Genomic DNA, 17,779 nt, shown 5'->3' on the forward strand with positions numbered 1-17,779 from the left:
TAGTTCGATGTGATTAATGTCTGATAGCGGAGGTATTGGTCAACGATGCAGTTTGATTCGGCTCATTGGCACGAATAGATTTTTTTTGTAAATAGGCTAAATCATAAACATCATAAAAGTCTATTTCACCTTTATTGCTAATAATATGTTTAAAGCGGATTTTAAAATCATCGCTGATATCCTTGCTATTTAATATTTCATCAATTGCCTGTGTTGATAGCGCGCGGCTAAAGAACCATTCACCGTTATAGCAAACACGTAAATCAAGAATACCAATATCGTCGAATTTAAATACGGGCTTTATTTCCATCATGAGAACCGCAGACATCAAAACAAAAAAAACGCTAAAGGCAACCATATAACTCGTGCCAAAGTAGGGTGTTAAGTACATTAAAATTAAGACAAAAAAGTATGATATAAGCATCGCAAGGCAAAGGTAGGGGTGCTTGTGGACAAAATCGCTGTTAAATTTTAATCGACCATCTCTTTTTTCTTTCTGATTTATTCTTGCGATATCGTCGGTTAATATTTTTTTAATTATGTCCATAATAATGACCTTGTAATTAATAACTCATAAAAGTTAAACCATAATAGTTTGTTATAGTTTAGCATGAAAAGTTAAATTTAAAGTATATCAGTTTAAGGAATTAGTTAGAAAAACTGTTATAGCTGAATAGAGACTAGTATAGATATCCTATTCATTCATCAGATGAAAATAATCGTTTTTCTGCAATTTCACCTGATGAAACTTGATAGAGAGGATAATTATAGCTCTGAACAGCCATCAGTGGTCAGGACAATTTTACCAATATGCGTGCTGCTCTCCATTAATTCATGGGCTTTAGCGGCGTCTTTCAGTGGGAATGTCTGAAATATCAGTGGTTTTATTTGACCATTACACAGCAATGGCCAAACGTGTTGCTCCAGTTCTGTGGCGATGAGCGCTTTTTCTGCCACAGTACGCGAGCGCAATGTAGACCCTGTGTGTGTTAGGCGTTTTAGCAACATTAACATCAAATTCAAGTCTTTGGCATTCCCATTTTGAGTGCCAATCTGCACGATACGACCACTCATTGCGGCAGCTTCATAATTACGTGCGACATAATCACCCGCAATTAAATCGATAATAACATCGACACCTTTTCCTGCGGTGGCTCGTTTGGTCTCGGCAACAAAATCGTCAGTATGATAATTAATAGCAATATCAGCACCTAATGCCAGGCAGGCCAGACGTTTTTCTTCTGACCCCACGGTGACGATAACTATTTTTGCGCCAAATGCTTTGCTCAGCATTATTGCTGTAGTCCCAATACCTGAAGACCCACCGTGAATTAAGACAGTTTCACCCGCAGTAAAATGACCACGTTGGAAGAGGTTAGTCCATACGGTAAAGAAAGTTTCGGGTAACGCCGCCGCTTCAATTTCAGTGAGGTTAGGTGGGATAGGTAAAGCATTGGTTTCATGTATTACGCAGTATTGGGCATAACCACCACCTGCGACTAACCCACACACTTTGTCTCCAATTTTAAACCGTGAGACATCAGCCGCAACCGCAACTACGGTACCTGCAACTTCTAACCCCGGAATATCGGAGGCACCCGGTGGTGGTGCATATTGTCCACGGCGTTGCATGACGTCAGGGCGGTTAACTCCCGCTGCTGAAACCTTAACCAGTATTTCACCGGCAGCGGGCATAGGTGTTGGGCGATCTACCGGGACTAAGACTTTGGGGCCGCCAGGTTGAGTAATTTCTATCGAGACCATGTTTGTTGGGAGATGAGTTAACAATGTCATAATATTCCTCTTGTAACATGAAGATACTGAGTCAGAAGCTATGTCGATGACTGAGTGATTATCTTAGTCCCGTAACGTAAATAATTCATGGAGCGAATGTGCTTACTATGACACGTATGCAAAAGGCAACATCATCGAGGGAGAGTGGAAGATAAAAAAGCGCCCAATAGGGTGGACGCATAAATTTACAAAGGAGTACTACATGTATGACTCATTACATGGCAATAATCGAGACTAAGAGATGTTTGGAACATAATGATATTAAGACTGTTTTCCTTGATTCAATATAGGTATTAATCCGAAATTGTGCATTAATCCAGTAACGAAATTAGCTTCTCGTCTCTGGTTGCTGGTTACATATCGTTTTTGTATTGCCAGCGAACCTGATACTGATAAGTTTCACGCGTCAGTAAGTTATCGCTATGGACGCTGGGGCTCCATGAATCATCACCACCGACCCCCATATGGAAACCATCAATATTAAGCCAGGTACCTGGTTCTGGTTTAAGCAAATGCTGATGGCTGGTCACCATGAGTTGCTGTGTGCTGTAACGGCTGATACCAAAATGGAACTGTCCCGTTAATAACCAATTTCCATAATTCAATGTACTAGTTTTGCAACGTAATCCATTCTCACTTGGAAATATGTAGGGGGTGTGCATCTGTTCAAGGGGTTGCGACCAGTGACCATATTGTGCCGAGAGTTGGCGGTCAGGATAGTTTTCGTGAGGCCCTAATCCCAACCAACTAACATTTTCAGAAACATCAGATAATTGGCAACACATACCGATTCTTGCCGGTGAGGGGAGCGATGTAGCAATTTGAACCCGGACATCAATGGTCATACAGCCTTGTTGATCAAAGCGGTAGAACCAATGGGTATACAATAATTGTTCTTTGGCAAACTCATACACATATTCAGCATTGATTTGTATAGCGTGAGACAACTTATCCGCTTGTAATGATAAACAACGTTGTTCCAGTTGATACATTCCTGCTTTTTTCCAGCGCTCAACCCAAGCGTTGGGATCAATCTGTGTTGCTTCACTAATACCAATATCGTTATCCAGCGGTGCGCGGATAAATTGATCACGCAATGGGGTTAGTAATCTGTTTTCCCCATCGACCCACCATTGTTCCATTAATCCGGTTTTGCAGCTAAATAACCAGCGCTGTTGTTGATGAACCACAGTAATATATTGCGCATTTTGGTGCAGTTGGAGGCTATTAGACTCAGCTAAGCTAGCTAAGGAGCTTTGGGGAACAGATAGCGAATGTGGTAAACGCCATTGATGCCAGGCGCTACGATGATGCTTTGGTGACCAAGTTGTCTCTTTTACTTGCCTGACCTCAACATTCAACCATAAATCACCCTGCTCACTGATGATCGGTAATTGCTCTGCCAATGTGATGTATTGTGTACTTTCAGGCGATAAATCTAGTGGACGGCTCCCTTCCAGAACTGACTTTCCTTCTAACTCTATACGCCAATACAGCTGCTCGTTATCGCTGTTTTTGAACAGATATTCACTGGTAATGCTGACTACCAGCGGTGTTGTGCTAAGCAACTCGAATTGGAAAAATTGCTGCGCGCATTGTGCTTCATACAAACTTGGGTGGGGGGTGCGGTCAGGGAAAACTAATCCATTCATACAGAATTGGCGGTCATTGGGGCTGTCGCCAAAGTCACCACCATAAGCCCAATAAGACTGACCATTCTCATCATTACGACTAAGGCTTTGGTCTACCCAATCCCAAATAAACCCTCCTTGTAGCCGAGGGTATTGGCGAAATGCTTGCCAATAGCGGGAAAATCCACCAAAACTGTTGCCCATTGCATGGGCGTATTCACATAAAATCAATGGACGAGATTCGTTTGGTAGACCAATCCATTTTTTTATTGCCCATTTAGGTACTGTAGGGAAAGGTTGATCTTCATCCACTCGAGCATACATTGGGCAAACAATATCAGTAGCTTGGGTATTCGCACCGCCACCTTCATATTGTACCGGGCGAGTGGGGTCATTGGTTTTTACCCAGCGATAAAGTGCATCGTGGCTAGTGCCGTGACCTGATTCATTGCCTAATGACCAGATAATAATACAAGGATGGTTACGATCGCGCTGAACCATCCGAGTAACCCGTTCGCTGAAAGCAGAAAACCACTGTGGATCGTCTGCTAATCGCCCCATAGGCTGCATTCCATGTGTTTCGATGTTGGCTTCATCGACAACATATAAACCGTAGCGATCGCACAGGCGATACCACAATGGGTGATTGGGGTAATGTGAACACCTTACGGCATTAAAGTTATGCTGTTTCATTAAAATGATATCTTGCAGCATACTTTCTTCATCTATAGCTTGGCCTGTTTGGGGGTGATGCTCATGGCGATTTACTCCACGAATCAGCACTGCTTTGCCATTAATCTTGAGTAAGCCTTGATGAATGACGACTTGGCGGAAGCCGACATCATAAGCTTCTGCTTCGATAAGTTTTTGCTGGTTATCAAGTAGCGAGATGACGGCTCGATAGAGTGTAGGTTGTTCAGCGCTCCATAATAATGGCTGTTCTACCCGTAGGCTTAGGAGAGTGCGATCAGTATAATTCCCTCTTTCATCAATTGCTTGAGTACTTAGAGGTTGTTGTAAACTGGTAACTAATGTCTCTTCTAACCAAAGCTGTACCCGGATTTGATAGGCTTCGGCCACTTGCATGTTATTGATATCAATCAATGGGATATTAACTGCCGCCATCACATCTAAATGGGCGGAGCTGAATTCTGGCGATAAATGCGTCGTGATATGAATATCCCGCAAATGAATATCAGGTTTGTGCAGTAGGCTGACATCACGAAAAATTCCGCTCATGCGCCACATATCTTGATCTTCCAGATAGCTACCATCACTCCAACGCAATACAAGAACGGCGATGCGGTTATTGTTTGCTTGCAAATAAGGAGTGAGATCAAACTCGGCGGGCAGGCGACTGTCTTGGGAATATCCGACCCAATAGCCGTTGCACCACAGATAAAATGCGGAGCTCACACCATCAAAAATAATGCGGGTTTGCCCTGCCGAGAGCCAATTGGGGTCCAATGTGAAATTATAGGAATAGCAGCCTGTCGGGTTATCCTGCGGTACTCGCGGTGGGTCAACGGGAATTGGGTATCGTACATTGGTATAAATCGGGGTGTCGTAACCATGGAGCTGCCAATTTGAAGGGACTGGTATTGACGCAGCTCCAGGCAAATCTTGCTCAGTCCATTCATCGGGTACTGATTCGGGCCGTGTAAAATAACTAAATACCCACTGTCCATTCAGTAATTGCCGCTGTGGAGAATAGGTATCATCTTGAGCGGCATCGATATTTCGCCAACTGTAAAATGGAGGGTGCGCTTCAAGGCGATTGTATTGTGTTATCTGTGGGCTTTCCCAATCTCGGCGAAATAAAATCTGTGATAGGGCTGGTTTAACCTGCTGTTTAACTTCTTGCTGTGCCGTCATGATTTCAGCCTTATCTTTTGCGAAAGTGAGCTCGTTTTTGTTAGCGCTACTTTAGTTAGGAGTGAAATGTTATGCGCTCACAATTTTGATGCAATCAAGATGAATTCAGCCGAAAACAAAGTAAATAGCGGTGAGTTAAATAGTCGAGAACGATCGCATTTATTCGTTTTTGTACCTTACAGGATTAAAAGAGGCTGTAGTCTGGCGTATTATCAATTCAGTCTCTAAAGACAACGATTGAGAGGGCGGTTCAATCGTATGATGTAGCTTGACTATCAGACGGGAAACGCTTTCTTCTCCTAATAACTTGAAGTTTTGTCTGATGGTGGTCAGGGGGGGCTGGAAATAAGCACTGTCCGCAGTATCATCATAACCAATGACAGAGACCTTCTCCGGGACGTCGATATTATGTTCGTGCAGAGCACGTAATACGCCGAGTGCCATCTGGTCGTTAGCGACCAAAATAGCGCTAAAAGGAGTCTTGCTGGCGATCAATTTCTGTGTTGCCTGATAGCCACTCTGCGCATTCCATGATCCGTGGTAAACCGCTTGTGGTATGAGTGAGGCGTTATTCAATACCTGTAACCACCCCTGATGGCGTAATTGGGCTGAAATAGCGTCTTTGGGGCCGGAGATAAGCACTATTTGCTGGTGGCCTAATGCGATGATGTAGTTAGCCCCCTGAATTGCACCTGCTTTGGGGTCAAATAAGACGCTGAAAGCGGTGGACTGGGGGTCAACATCGAGAAAAAGGACCGGCGTATCTGCACATTGTTCGGTAATTTTCTGGCTGTGCTTTGTCTTCAAAGGAACATTGACTAAAATCCCATCAACTCGTTGAGCTAGTAACTCGTTTATAGCTTGTTGGCAGGAGTGTTCGCTTTGGTCATCGACCATGGCAATGACGACGTTATACCGTAGTTCACGGGCTTTTCTTTTTATTGCGGCGGCTATTTGCGAAGGAGCATGCAAAGAAAGGTCGGTGGTCGCTAACCCGAGAGTTAGGCTATGTTTGCCTGCTAATTGCTGGGCTACCCGGTTAGGAACATAGTTCAGCTCAGCCATAGCCAATTCAACTTTATTCCGGGTTTTTAGCGAGACATGAGGGGCTTGGTTTAAAACACGGGATACCGTTTGATAAGAAACACCCGCCAGGCGTGCGACATCATCTAAAGTGGCAGACTTGGGCTTCATGTATTTCTCTCAAGGATAGTTGGCCGCTTATGATAGCAAATTCAAGGGATAAACTTTCAGCCCCAAGCAGCAAACATGATTAAAACTGAACAGAAGAGTATAATAAATAGCTTTTTTGGTCTTATTTTAGTCATGCAAACAAGAATCTTCCGCTTGCCTGCTAAAAAGAGTTGCTATTAAAAGCCGGTCATGAGTTAATGCGTCTCGGCCTGTGGTACAGACCTATTTATGCACGACATCTTGAGTAAAGTGGTTCATATTTAAAGCGTTATCGTTGATAGCTCTTCACTGACGAATTTCCTTCATAGTGCCTCCATAAGTAACGACTGATAACCGGCTATAACACGCCCATGGTGGCAAAATTTTTTAATAAAGGAAATACACATGTCTAACATGATGAAAGGTCAAGTAAAGTGGTTCAACGAGTCTAAAGGCTTCGGTTTCATCACTCCAGCTGATGGCAGCAAAGACGTGTTCGTGCACTTCTCTGCAATCCAAGATCAAGGCTTCAAGACCCTGGCTGAAGGCCAGAATGTACAGTTCTCTATCGAGAACGGTGCTAAAGGTCCGTCTGCAGCAAACGTAACTGCAATCTAATTGGCCTTTGGCTGATTATAAAAAAACCCGCTAAGGCGGGTTTTTTACTTTCTAATATAAAGTAAACTGCTTTATATACTCTCATTTTCCCCTCTGTCTGCTGATTCTCTCAACATACTCTCCGTGTGAGCACCTCCATTTTTCTGCTTAAATAAATTCATCAAAAGCATACACTTGATTGTGCGTAAACCTTATCATTCTCACCTGATTCTGTACTACACTAGCAGCATTGACTTAATCAAAGGTAATATCATGAAAGTGAATGATCGGGTAACAGTAAAAACCGATGGCGGCCCGCGACGTGAGGGGGTCGTTTTAGAGGTGGAACAGTTTAGCGAGGGTGTTATGTATCTGGTTTCACTGGAAAATTACCCCGCCGGTGTCTGGTTCTTTAATGAAACTGATAGCCATGATGGCACCTTTGTTGAACCACTTCACCAATAGCGTTTGTAACCCTTTTATCTGCCTGGCGCGTAGCCAGTGACAGTAAAAAACCGGAGGAGGGCGATAGCCCTACCTCCGGTTATGTTATCAGCGTTTGCAATTATAGCTCGGCTGAGTTGCCGCTAGCGATAACTCAGAAAGTTTCCCAATTCAGCGAGTCATCGGCAGACTTTTTATTTCCGCCGGTTTTATTCTGTCCTCCAGATGAAGGCGTTGGCGTTTTAAGGGACGGAGCTGGATTACGGCCATTTAAATGGAAGACTGCAACGGCTTGAGTCAGTATCTCGGCCTGCTGCTCTAAAGATGCCGCTGCCGCTGATGCTTCTTGTACCAAAGAGGCATTCTGCTGTGTTACGTTGTCCATCTCGGATACAGCTTGCGCAACCTGGGTGATCCCGCGGCTTTGTTCATCAGAGGCTGATGCAATTTCACCCATAATATCAGTCACATGTGTAACAGCTGTTACAATCTCTTTCATGGTTTTACCCGCATCAGAGACCAGAATTGAGCCATCACCAATAAGGTCAACTGAGACTTCAATCAGCGATTCTATCTCTTTGGCTGCATCAGCACTGCGTTGTGCCAGATTGCGAACCTCACTGGCGACGACCGCAAATCCACGGCCTTGCTCACCAGCACGGGCTGCTTCTACCGCAGCGTTCAATGCCAGAATGTTGGTTTGGAAAGCAATGCTATTAATTACGTTAGTAATCTCAGCAATTTTCATTGAGCTGAGGGATATTTTATCCATCGTGTCGACAACATCATTCACGATATCGCCACCTTGAGCAGCCTTACCCGATGCATTCGCTGCCAGTTGACTGGCATGGTGGGCATTTTCCGCATTTTGTTTAACCGTTGCAGTCAGTTGCTCCATGCTAGCTGCTGTCTGTTCAAGTGACGCGGCTTGTTGCTCAGTTCGTGCTGAAAGATCGGTATTGCCCAGTGCTATTTCGCTAGAGCCTTGATATATAGATTCGGCACTGCTTCGTACCGCTTCAACCGTGGAAGCTAACGAATCTTGCATTTGTTGAATATTATGACCTAACACACCGATTTCATTGCGGCCAAATGCCACGGGGCTTTGTGTTAAATCCCCTTGAGCAATTCGTTGAATACGCACTACCAACCAGTTAATCGGCTTGATAATGACTTTGCTGATCACTAAAAAAGCGATTACTGTCAGTAATATAGCCAGAATAAAGGCCCCGCCCATCAGTATGTAGCCGAGGTGTGCCTCCTGTTGAGCCGACTGATTAATTTGGTTGGCGAGTTCTGTGCGATATTTAACGGCTTTTAGCAGCGGCTCGTTATAGGCGTCATCTAACTGATTAAGTTTCTCTGCCTCTAACGAGATAACTTCTTCGAAATGCCCCTCTTTAGTCGCTTCCAGCATGAGTTTCATGCCGTCGTCGCGATATTGTTCATAGGCTTTCTTCAGTGGGCTGTCTAAGGCGATGTCGGTTTCGGATTTAGTGGGGCGGTTATAGTAGAGGTCAAACATTTGTTGCGATTGAGAAATGCGATTTTCTGCATTCTTCAAGCCCTGTTGATAACCTGTAGCATCACCAATACGCGCCGATGATGCTGCCTGAATCAAAATAAGGCGCGCAGTACGCAAATGGTTGGAGCTGTTAGAGAGGCCCAGGCGTATATCCAGCTCTTGAGTCGCTTCTTCAAGCGATTGGTTACTTTGTTTCAAGAAGTAGCCAGATGTACCAATTGCCGCTGCAAATAAAAGCAATATCCCCGCCAGAATGGCGATAAACAAAGTAACCAGACGCATATTATTAACAAACAATACTTTCGTCTCTTTATTATGTTCTGGCGTTATTTTTATATCCAATGGCTTATGCGTACTTCCACGTTTCATTGTTAGTTCCGTTTCTATAGTCGCTCGAGGAAAGGTCCTTGCCTGATATGTCCATACATTCGACGTTGCCGCGTTGTTAGTTGTCTGACGGCAACATCAATGATTGGAGTGCGGGCATCGCTACTTAAAATTAATCCACCCCTATATCTAAAATAATCTCAACACTCCTTTAAGAACCTATCGGCAATAGACCTAAAATAGTTAGTGCTATAAATGAGATCACGATCCCATTTTGGGTGAAAGGTTCATTACATTTTTGTAATAACGTCAAGGACTTGATAGTTGTCTGCGATTCAATGCCCCGCGGTACTTGCCAGGTGGGAGGAACGTTGACGGAATCCACCACGTAGGTGTTTTGTTATGAGGGGGCGGTTGTTCTCCAATAAGTTATTTTGAATTTTTTTGGGGAATATTCAGCTGTTTTTTTGCTTTATTTTTATACAAAGTATCCGCAGAAACTTCGCATGTGCAGTGTAGTCATAAGAATAGTGTTTTCCGAGGAAGTCTTATTTATAGCAATATGATATCCAGCCGTGAAATATGATTAATTTACATCTTATATTTTCGCTATTATCCTTATTATTTAATTGTTCTTAATCGGTTTAAGTTTTGTTTAGAAATATAACCTTTACATAATTATCATAGACAATTATACTCTTGAAAAATTTCGGTGGAGAAACTAATGGATACGCAAAGTAGTAGTCAAATAAGCAAGGCAAGCTAACTTATCTCCCGACCGATTTGTTGCTTGCCGAAACATGGCGGGCAGCACCCTCACTGTATTTCCTGAGCTGTGCATACCCAATAATGATTTTACTCGATGATTAGTCATCGAGGATATTAATTCGGGTCTTTATTATGGTATTTAACAGCCACCCACTCTTTCCTCCTGGCGCTAACACTGGTTATCGCTGATTTGCCTTTAGGTATATATCAGCACAATTACCTGTGTGCTAAATAGCACATGATTATTCTACCAATGATTAATTCATGGAGAGAATCATGGCATTAACTCCTTTTGTTATAAATTTATTACTGGCGATGTGCTTGGGTGCATTAATTGGTGCCGAAAGACAATGGCGCCAGCGTATGGCTGGCCTGCGGACTAATGCATTAGTTGCGACGGGTGCGGCGGTATTTATTCTCAGCTCTTATGCTACCTCTCCTGATAGCCCGGGCCGTATTGCTGCTCAAGTGGTCTCGGGGATTGGTTTCTTGGGGGCTGGCGTTATTATGCGCGAAGGCATGAATATTCGAGGCTTAAATACGGCGGCCACCTTGTGGTGTTCCGCAGGGATTGGTGTGCTTTGTGGTCTGGGATTGTATTGGAATGCTGTTGCAGCAACGGCTGTCATTCTATGCGCCAATATATTACTGCGGGAAGCTGCGCAACGCATTAATATGCAACCTCAACAACAAGCTGTTGATTTAGAAGTACGTTATCGTATTCACGTGACATGTGGCACGGAAGATGAAGTATTAGTCCGCACCCTAATTTTACAGGCATTGAATGGTATGGCATTACGTCTGCAATCATTATGCAGCGCCGATATTGCCAAGCCCGGTCAGTTAGAAGTCTGTGCTGAAATAATGGCAACGCCAGCAGCACAAAAAGAAATTGAAAGTATTGTTTGCCGAGTCAGTCTGGAGCGGAGTGTCAGTGCTATTCATTGGCGTATCGCATCAGAATTACCAGCATAAATTGGGAAATTAATCTAATTTCAAATTAGCAGTCAATAATACTGACCCACGTGGTAGTAAGGAGTTGTTATGGACGATCACCCCGGAGTTAACTTAATTAGCCGCTGCTGATTAAATATAAATATAAAATTGGCGGCGCAATAATAGTTCAGCACATTTATCTCTCAATAACTGAGCGGATAAATCCTGTGCGTTTAGAATTAAAAGAGAAGCGTTATGACCAAATTTCAAAAGACAGGTACAGGCCGTAGCAATAATAAAAAACCTTTTACTATTGCATTAGAGGCTAAAAATAGCTTGGATCAAACATTATCTAAGTTAAATGCTAACTTGAATGGACTAACAGAGGAAGATGCCAAAGAGCGGCTGGAATTATACGGTATTAATGAAGTTGCGCATGAGAAAGCACCACCCGCTCTGATTCAATTACTGGCTGCGTTTAATAACCCTTTTATTTTTGTTTTAATGATCTTGGCGGCAATTAGTTTCGTGACTGATTATTGGTTACCGCTGCAACGTGGCGAGGAAACTGATCTGGTCGGTGTCAGCATTATTGTGACCATGGTCTTAATCAGCGGATTACTGCGTTTTTGGCAGGAGTACCGCACCAATAAAGCCGCAGAAACACTGAAATCAATGGTGCGTACCACGGCCACGGTACTGCGTCGCAGCAGCCATAGTGCCCAGCCAGCGAAACAGGAAATAGCCATTAAACAGTTGGTACCAGGCGATATTATTTTATTATCTGCTGGGGATATGATTCCGGCTGATTTGCGCCTGATTAAATCCAGAGATTTATTTATCAGCCAGGCAATCCTGACCGGTGAAGCTATACCCATTGAGAAATATGATGCAATGGGGTCAATTGCACCAAAATCGGTGGAAGCAGATGCCAGTAGCGAAAGTGAATTACTTGAGTTATCGAATATTTGTCTGATGGGGACGAATGTTGCCAGTGGAACGGCCATGGCCGTGGTGGTTGCTACCGGCGGGTATACTTATTTCGGATCACTTGCGAAATCCATTGTGGGCAACCGAGCTCAAACTGCCTTTGACCGAGGGGTTAATAGTGTTAGCTGGCTATTAATTCGCTTTATGTTGGTGATGGTGCCGATTGTATTGCTGATTAATGGTTTTACTAAGGGGGATTGGAGTGAGGCGGCGCTGTTTGCTTTGGCGGTAGCGGTCGGATTAACACCTGAAATGTTGCCGATGATTGTCAGCTCTAACCTGGCTAAAGGTGCAATAGCGATGTCGCGGCGAAAGGTTGTCGTCAAGCGATTGAATGCAATACAAAATTTTGGTGCGATGGATGTGTTGTGTACCGATAAAACTGGGACATTAACGCAGGATCGAATCATTCTCGAGCACCATTTAAATGTTCTTGGCAGCAATGACAGTAAAATATTACAACTAGCATGGCTTAACAGTTTCCATCAAAGTGGTATGCGTAACCTGATGGATCAGGCGGTTATTAAATTCAGCCGTGGCAAGCCAGAAATTGATGCTTTGCGCAGCTTTAATAAAGTTGATGAATTACCCTTTGATTTCATTCGCCGTCGTTTATCGATTGTGGTGAAAGATGATCAGCAGCATCAGACATTGATCTGCAAAGGTGCAATAGAAGAAATGCTCAGTATCTGCACTTCCGTGCGCGAGGGCGATGAAATCTATCCGCTTGATGAAGCCCGCCGCGCCTCATTGTTGGCATTAGCCACGCAATATAATGAAGACGGTTTTCGTGTTTTACTGCTGGCAACCCGTGAGTTAGGTAACAAAATTAGTGAGTTACCTTTAAGTATTGCCGACGAGCGTGAACTGGTTGTTCAAGGATTACTGACTTTCCTTGACCCGCCAAAAGAGAGTGCCGAGGCCGCTATTGCCGCATTGCGAGAAAATGGCGTTGCGGTAAAAGTATTAACCGGCGATAACCCGATTATTACCGCTAAAATTTGTCGCGATGTTGGGTTGGAACCTGGGGAGCCATTGAGTGGTCTTGATATTGAGCATATGGATGATGAAACGCTGGCGCGAGAAGTGGAATTGCGCACGGTGTTCACCAAACTGACTCCGCTGCAAAAATCACGTGTGCTGAAAATGCTACAAAGTAATGGTCATACCGTCGGTTTCCTCGGGGATGGTATCAATGATGCTCCGGCATTGCGCGATGCTGATGTGGGAATCTCTGTTGATACCGGTACAGATATCGCCAAAGAGTCAGCCGATATCATTTTGCTCGAAAAGAATTTAATGGTATTGGAAGAGGGCGTTATTAAAGGGCGCGAAACTTTCGGGAATATTATTAAGTATTTGAACATGACCGCGAGCTCTAACTTTGGTAATGTTTTCTCTGTACTGGTTGCCAGTGCCTTTATTCCATTCTTGCCGATGCTGGCTATCCATTTACTGCTGCAAAACCTGATGTATGACATCTCCCAGCTCTCTTTGCCGTGGGATAAAATGGACAAAGAGTTTTTGCGTAAACCACGTAAGTGGGATGCTAAAAATATTGGCCGCTTTATGCTGTGGATAGGGCCGACTTCGTCGATCTTTGATATCACCACTTTTGCGCTGATGTGGTTTGTTTTCGCGGCCAATAGTGTCGAGCATCAAGCTTTGTTCCAGTCAGGTTGGTTTATTGAAGGTTTATTGTCGCAAACATTAGTTGTTCATATGTTGCGTACGCAGAAAATTCCGTTTATTCAAAGCACCGCTGCATTACCCGTGTTATTAACCACTGGGGTTATTATGGCGGTAGGTATTTATATTCCATTCTCCCCATTAGGAGCATTAGTCGGGCTGCAACCCCTGCCATGGCAATATTTCCCATGGTTGGCAGGGACACTGATCAGCTACTGTGTTGTTGCGCAACTGATGAAGCAGTTTTATATCCGCCGCTTTGGCAAATGGTTCTAACAGTATTTATGAATGTTGGATATCAAGAAATCCGGGGCCAATAGGCCCCGGAACGATAATAACTATTCATTACTCACGCGAATCACTAGTTTGCCAAAGTTCTTACCTTGCAATAGCCCAATAAAGGCTTGTGGCGCATTTTCCAACCCATCAACCAAATCTTCGCGAAACTTGATTTTTCCTTGCTCTACCCAAGGGGTCATTTGTTGTAGAAAATCATCAAAATGATGTGCATAGTCATCAAAAATGATAAACCCTTGCATCCGAATCCGTTTACGCAAAATGATGCTTTGCAACAGTGGCAAACGATCCGGGCCATCGGGTAACTCAGTATCGTTATAGCGGGCAATTAAGCCGCAAACCGGGATGCGGGCGCGGGAATTTAATAATGGTAATACTGCATCAAAGACTGCGCCGCCCACATTTTCATAATAGATATCAATCCCCTCTGAACAGGCTTTTTCCAGTTGTTGCGCAAAATCGGTTGCCCGATGATCAATGCATGCATCGAACCCTAACTCTTCTACCACATAGCGGCATTTTTCTGCTCCGCCAGCAATACCGACGACTTTACATCCTTTTAATTTACCTATTTGCCCAACGACGGAGCCAACTGCACCGCTAGCGGCGGCTACGACCAATGTTTCGCCGGCTTTGGGCTGACCAATATCCAATAACCCCATATAAGCCGTGAAGCCAGGCATTCCCAGTACACCGAGTGCGCGCGAAGGATGAGAGAGTTCCGGCCCCAGATTGCGGATATCAGAGCCATCTGATAACGCATAATCTTGCCAGCCACTACGGGCCAAAACCCAATCACCCACCTGGAAGCCTGGATGTTTCGACACTTCAACCCGTGAGACGGCACCGCCAACCATCACATCGCCAATCCCAACCGGAGCTGCATATGATGGGGCATCACTCATTCGGCCTCGCATATAAGGGTCAAGAGACAGATAACGTGTGCGCAGTAACACCTGACCTGCTGCGGGTTGAGGAATGGGTTGGGTCTCTAATACGAAATTTTCGTGGGTTGGCACACCCTGTGGGCGTGAAGCTAACAGAATGCGGCGATTCTCTACTTTATTTTGTGGCATCAGAATCCCTTATTTGGAGGTGTATTGGAAATGCATGAGTGTTAAAAATCATAGTAGAACTCTTCAGAAAGGTTTCAGCTAATAGTGCGAAAGAGTAACGAGTAGCGCTGCTATTAAGGTGTACAGCGCCGTGATGTGGCGAGAAAGTCTTATTAAAGAGGGACGATTAGTACATCTACCATACTGGTATTAATCAGGCGAGCAGCTGAGCAGGAAAATTTATTCATTAGCCTTGTGCTGTGGTTGCCACATATCACCAGGTCAATATGTTGTTGTTGGCAAACATAAGCCATGCTATCAGCGAACTCACCATGAACTATGGTTCGGTTCTCAATGGGATAATCAGCATTGAGAGCCAATTCATCCATAAATAACTGGGCTTCTTCCTGTAAAACGGATCGCAAATCACCCAGCATCGGGGCCGCGTAGCTACTGTACATTTCGGGTTCTGTTGTCAGCGTAATCAATGAAACCCGGCCGTTATAAGGCCGTACGATAGAAACGGCCTTATCTACTAATTGTTGGCTATCGGGTGAAAGGGCCACGGCGACCAGTACATTACTGTATCCCATTATTAAGCTCCCATAAGCGCGACTGTAGGGTAAAGATTAGGGGATCATATCTTTAATAAATGAGATTCAAATCACACTTGGCGGTAGCTAATAAAAAAGTCACCTTTAACATACAGTTAAATAAAACTAATCATAAATAATGATATGTAAGGCTTATGATTTAAAACTTATTAATTAACCCTACTTACATTTAAGGTAATAAACCAGACTAAAAATAGGGATAAAAACTCAGATTGAGAATATGTTTGATGAAAATACGTGAGGGTGATTAACAGTGAAACATATGGTTACCTCTGCTGCCTTTTTTAATACACGTTTTCGTTCGTTTTAACGTAAATAGGCAAATAGGTTAATAAATAAACGATAAAAGGCACTTTTTAACATGGCATAAATATTCGTTAAAGCAATGTGGTTTCGGATAGTTACCTATAGAGGTGTCGAGTTATAAAGTGACTTACCAGATCTTAATTCTGATGATTTGCTGTTATGACAGATTTATATCCTGCTATTTCGCTTTGGAAGTGCTTTTGTTCGAACCGATCTAAAAACACTAAGAATAGGGCCTATATCCTTAGTTTTTTAGCTATTTTTTTACTTTTAGCTGCTTTTTGAATACTGAGGTGGTTAAAAAACACACAAAAAAAGAGAGACTTCTCTACTTTATATTTTATTTTTGTGATATTGATCACATTACATTTAAAATGAATCGCTAGTCACATTGTATGTGCTAACGATTCGGGAGTAGAGTTGGGCCTGTTTAGGAATAATCCTAATATTTTGTAAGAAAAGTTTCATGTCGAAGGTGCAATATCAGAGCAGTAAGCAACATAAAATCAAACTGTCAGGCAGACGGCATGTTATTTCCTACAAAATGGTATTTTTGTCATGTAGTACCAATAGGTATCTATTACTTTTAGTTCTATAGGTTTTAATTAACTGTATAACGGGAAGGATCCCAGGTCTTGGGTGAAGAATACTATCATCCAACTTATGTTTTAAAACATAATCAGTCGGGATGTATAAGATGAGTACGTCTGAATTACTCAAACATATTTATGATATTAATTTGTCATATTTGCTTTTAGCACAACGGTTAATTAACGATGAGAAAGCCTCAGCGATGTTTCGCTTGGGTATTACGGATACGATGGCCGATGCACTAGCACAGCTAACATTACCGCAGATGGTTAAATTAGCCGAGACAAACCAATTGGTCTGTCATTTCCGTTTCAGTGATCACAATACAATTCATCATCTGACGAAAGAGTCTCGTGTGGATGATTTACAGCAAATCCATACAGGAATTTTATTGTCGAGTCATTTACTCCACGAGCTATCGTTAAAAGACGGTAGTGCATCTAAAAAAAGAGCATGACTGATGGCTGAGAAAAGTATTGTTCAGGAAGCCAAAGACATTCATTTAGCTATGGAGTTAATAACTTTAGGCGCGCGTTTACAGATGTTAGAAAGTGAAACGCAACTCAGCCGAGGGCGTTTAATTAAGCTTTATAAAGAGCTGAGAGGCAGTCCTCCGCCTAAAGGTATGTTACCGTTTTCGACCGATTGGTTTATGACTTGGGAACAGAATATCCATTCATCGATGTTTTATAACGCTTATAGCTTCTTGCTAAAAAGTGGGCAATGCACCGGTGTTGAAGCCGTCATTAAGGCTTATCGTCTTTATCTCGAACAGTGCCCGGATCAGTCCGGAATACCGCCATTATTGGCACTAACTCGGGCCTGGACTTTGGTTCGGTTCGTTGATAGTGGCATGTTGCAACTTTCTGGCTGTAACTGCTGTGGTGGAACTTTTATCACCCATGCGCATCAACCACGAAACAGCTTTGTTTGCAGTCTCTGCCAGCCACCTTCCCGCGCAGTAAAAAAACGTAAACTTTCTCCGCAATCTGCCGATATAACTTCACAACTGCTGGATGAGCAGGTTAGACGCGCAGTTTGAGTTTCTTTGAGTTGTCAGGATTTTGGGTGACAGCAGCGGTATGGATACCGTCCCTGTCGCCTGTTAATGGCAACTTATAGCACTCAAAGGGTGCTAACGCCTCACCTTCCACCCACACACTTTGC

General features: G+C 43.5%; 13 protein-coding genes. 6 read left to right on the top strand and 7 right to left on the bottom strand.

What is annotated here, in order from left to right:
- Window positions 1-13: 13 nt before the first annotated feature.
- From DX162_RS14155 to DX162_RS14170, 4 genes are all read right to left on the bottom strand, one after another.
- Window positions 14-547 carry a YlaC family protein gene (locus tag DX162_RS14155; protein WP_098080814.1) on the bottom strand — a complete coding sequence of 178 codons (534 nt, stop codon included), beginning with the start codon at window positions 545-547 and terminating at the stop codon, window positions 14-16.
- A 218-nt stretch (window positions 548-765) separates the two neighbouring features.
- A complete protein-coding gene (locus DX162_RS14160) occupies window positions 766-1,794 on the bottom strand; it encodes an NAD(P)H-quinone oxidoreductase (RefSeq protein ID WP_032820639.1) in 1,029 nt (342 codons plus the stop codon).
- Window positions 1,795-2,147: 353 nt separating this feature from the next.
- Window positions 2,148-5,300 (bottom strand): beta-galactosidase, encoded by a 3,153-nt coding sequence (locus DX162_RS14165; protein ID WP_098080815.1) that lies wholly within the window; start codon window positions 5,298-5,300, stop codon window positions 2,148-2,150.
- A 159-nt stretch (window positions 5,301-5,459) separates the two neighbouring features.
- Window positions 5,460-6,494 carry a LacI family DNA-binding transcriptional regulator gene (locus DX162_RS14170; protein WP_004392112.1) on the bottom strand — a complete coding sequence of 345 codons (1,035 nt, stop codon included), beginning with the start codon at window positions 6,492-6,494 and terminating at the stop codon, window positions 5,460-5,462.
- Between the two features lie 384 nt (window positions 6,495-6,878).
- On the opposite strand from DX162_RS14170, the gene cspE reads away from it, so the two are divergent.
- Both cspE and dsrB read left to right on the top strand, forming a co-directional pair.
- On the top strand, window positions 6,879-7,091 hold the full coding sequence (cspE, locus tag DX162_RS14175; RefSeq protein WP_002210893.1) for a transcription antiterminator/RNA stability regulator CspE: 213 nt from the start codon (window positions 6,879-6,881) through the stop codon (window positions 7,089-7,091).
- 252 nt (window positions 7,092-7,343) lie between these two features.
- Entirely contained in the window at window positions 7,344-7,535 is a 192-nt protein-coding gene (gene dsrB / locus DX162_RS14180) for a protein DsrB (protein ID WP_032820641.1), read from the top strand.
- 133 nt (window positions 7,536-7,668) lie between these two features.
- On the opposite strand, the gene DX162_RS14185 is transcribed toward dsrB, so the two are convergent.
- Entirely contained in the window at window positions 7,669-9,408 is a 1,740-nt protein-coding gene (locus DX162_RS14185; protein WP_004392114.1) for a methyl-accepting chemotaxis protein, read from the bottom strand.
- Window positions 9,409-10,410: 1,002 nt separating this feature from the next.
- Between DX162_RS14185 and DX162_RS14190 the strand changes: the two genes are divergently transcribed.
- Window positions 10,411-11,109: an MgtC family protein gene (locus DX162_RS14190; RefSeq protein WP_004392115.1), complete on the top strand. Its 699-nt coding sequence runs from the start codon at window positions 10,411-10,413 to the stop codon at window positions 11,107-11,109.
- A gap of 216 nt (window positions 11,110-11,325) precedes the next feature.
- Window positions 11,326-14,025 carry a magnesium-translocating P-type ATPase gene (gene mgtA, locus DX162_RS14195; RefSeq protein WP_004392116.1) on the top strand — a complete coding sequence of 900 codons (2,700 nt, stop codon included), beginning with the start codon at window positions 11,326-11,328 and terminating at the stop codon, window positions 14,023-14,025.
- A gap of 62 nt (window positions 14,026-14,087) precedes the next feature.
- Here the strand turns inward: mgtA and DX162_RS14200 are convergent, their stop codons facing one another.
- The gene (locus DX162_RS14200; RefSeq protein WP_004392117.1) at window positions 14,088-15,122 is read right to left on the bottom strand and encodes an NADP-dependent oxidoreductase; all 1,035 of its coding nucleotides are present in this window, start codon (window positions 15,120-15,122) and stop codon (window positions 14,088-14,090) included.
- A 152-nt stretch (window positions 15,123-15,274) separates the two neighbouring features.
- Window positions 15,275-15,694 carry a universal stress protein UspC gene (uspC, locus tag DX162_RS14205; protein WP_004392118.1) on the bottom strand — a complete coding sequence of 140 codons (420 nt, stop codon included), beginning with the start codon at window positions 15,692-15,694 and terminating at the stop codon, window positions 15,275-15,277.
- Between the two features lie 1,024 nt (window positions 15,695-16,718).
- Between uspC and flhD the strand changes: the two genes are divergently transcribed.
- Window positions 16,719-17,069: a flagellar transcriptional regulator FlhD gene (flhD, locus tag DX162_RS14210; RefSeq protein WP_004392120.1), complete on the top strand. Its 351-nt coding sequence runs from the start codon at window positions 16,719-16,721 to the stop codon at window positions 17,067-17,069.
- Between the two features lie 3 nt (window positions 17,070-17,072).
- Window positions 17,073-17,654 carry a flagellar transcriptional regulator FlhC gene (gene flhC, locus DX162_RS14215; protein WP_004392121.1) on the top strand — a complete coding sequence of 194 codons (582 nt, stop codon included), beginning with the start codon at window positions 17,073-17,075 and terminating at the stop codon, window positions 17,652-17,654.
- Window positions 17,655-17,779: the final 125 nt, after the last annotated feature.

It is taken from the genome of Yersinia kristensenii (assembly GCF_900460525.1).
Lineage (GTDB): Bacteria > Pseudomonadota > Gammaproteobacteria > Enterobacterales > Enterobacteriaceae > Yersinia > Yersinia kristensenii.

Excerpts from the sequence above, each read along its gene's own strand:
- flhC (WP_004392121.1), top strand. The coding sequence starts at position 17,073 with ATGGCTGAGAAAAGTATTGTTCAGGAAGCCAAAGACATTCATTTAGCT.
- DX162_RS14165 (WP_098080815.1), bottom strand. The coding sequence starts at position 5,300 with ATGACGGCACAGCAAGAAGTTAAACAGCAGGTTAAACCAGCCCTATCA.
- DX162_RS14170 (WP_004392112.1), bottom strand. The coding sequence starts at position 6,494 with ATGAAGCCCAAGTCTGCCACTTTAGATGATGTCGCACGCCTGGCGGGT.
- DX162_RS14160 (WP_032820639.1), bottom strand. The coding sequence starts at position 1,794 with ATGACATTGTTAACTCATCTCCCAACAAACATGGTCTCGATAGAAATT.
- DX162_RS14190 (WP_004392115.1), top strand. The coding sequence starts at position 10,411 with ATGGCATTAACTCCTTTTGTTATAAATTTATTACTGGCGATGTGCTTG.
- DX162_RS14200 (WP_004392117.1), bottom strand. The coding sequence starts at position 15,122 with ATGCCACAAAATAAAGTAGAGAATCGCCGCATTCTGTTAGCTTCACGC.
- DX162_RS14155 (WP_098080814.1), bottom strand. The coding sequence starts at position 547 with ATGGACATAATTAAAAAAATATTAACCGACGATATCGCAAGAATAAAT.
- mgtA (WP_004392116.1), top strand. The coding sequence starts at position 11,326 with ATGACCAAATTTCAAAAGACAGGTACAGGCCGTAGCAATAATAAAAAA.
- dsrB (WP_032820641.1), top strand. The coding sequence starts at position 7,344 with ATGAAAGTGAATGATCGGGTAACAGTAAAAACCGATGGCGGCCCGCGA.
- cspE (WP_002210893.1), top strand. The coding sequence starts at position 6,879 with ATGTCTAACATGATGAAAGGTCAAGTAAAGTGGTTCAACGAGTCTAAA.
- DX162_RS14185 (WP_004392114.1), bottom strand. The coding sequence starts at position 9,408 with ATGAAACGTGGAAGTACGCATAAGCCATTGGATATAAAAATAACGCCA.
- uspC (WP_004392118.1), bottom strand. The coding sequence starts at position 15,694 with ATGGGATACAGTAATGTACTGGTCGCCGTGGCCCTTTCACCCGATAGC.
- flhD (WP_004392120.1), top strand. The coding sequence starts at position 16,719 with ATGAGTACGTCTGAATTACTCAAACATATTTATGATATTAATTTGTCA.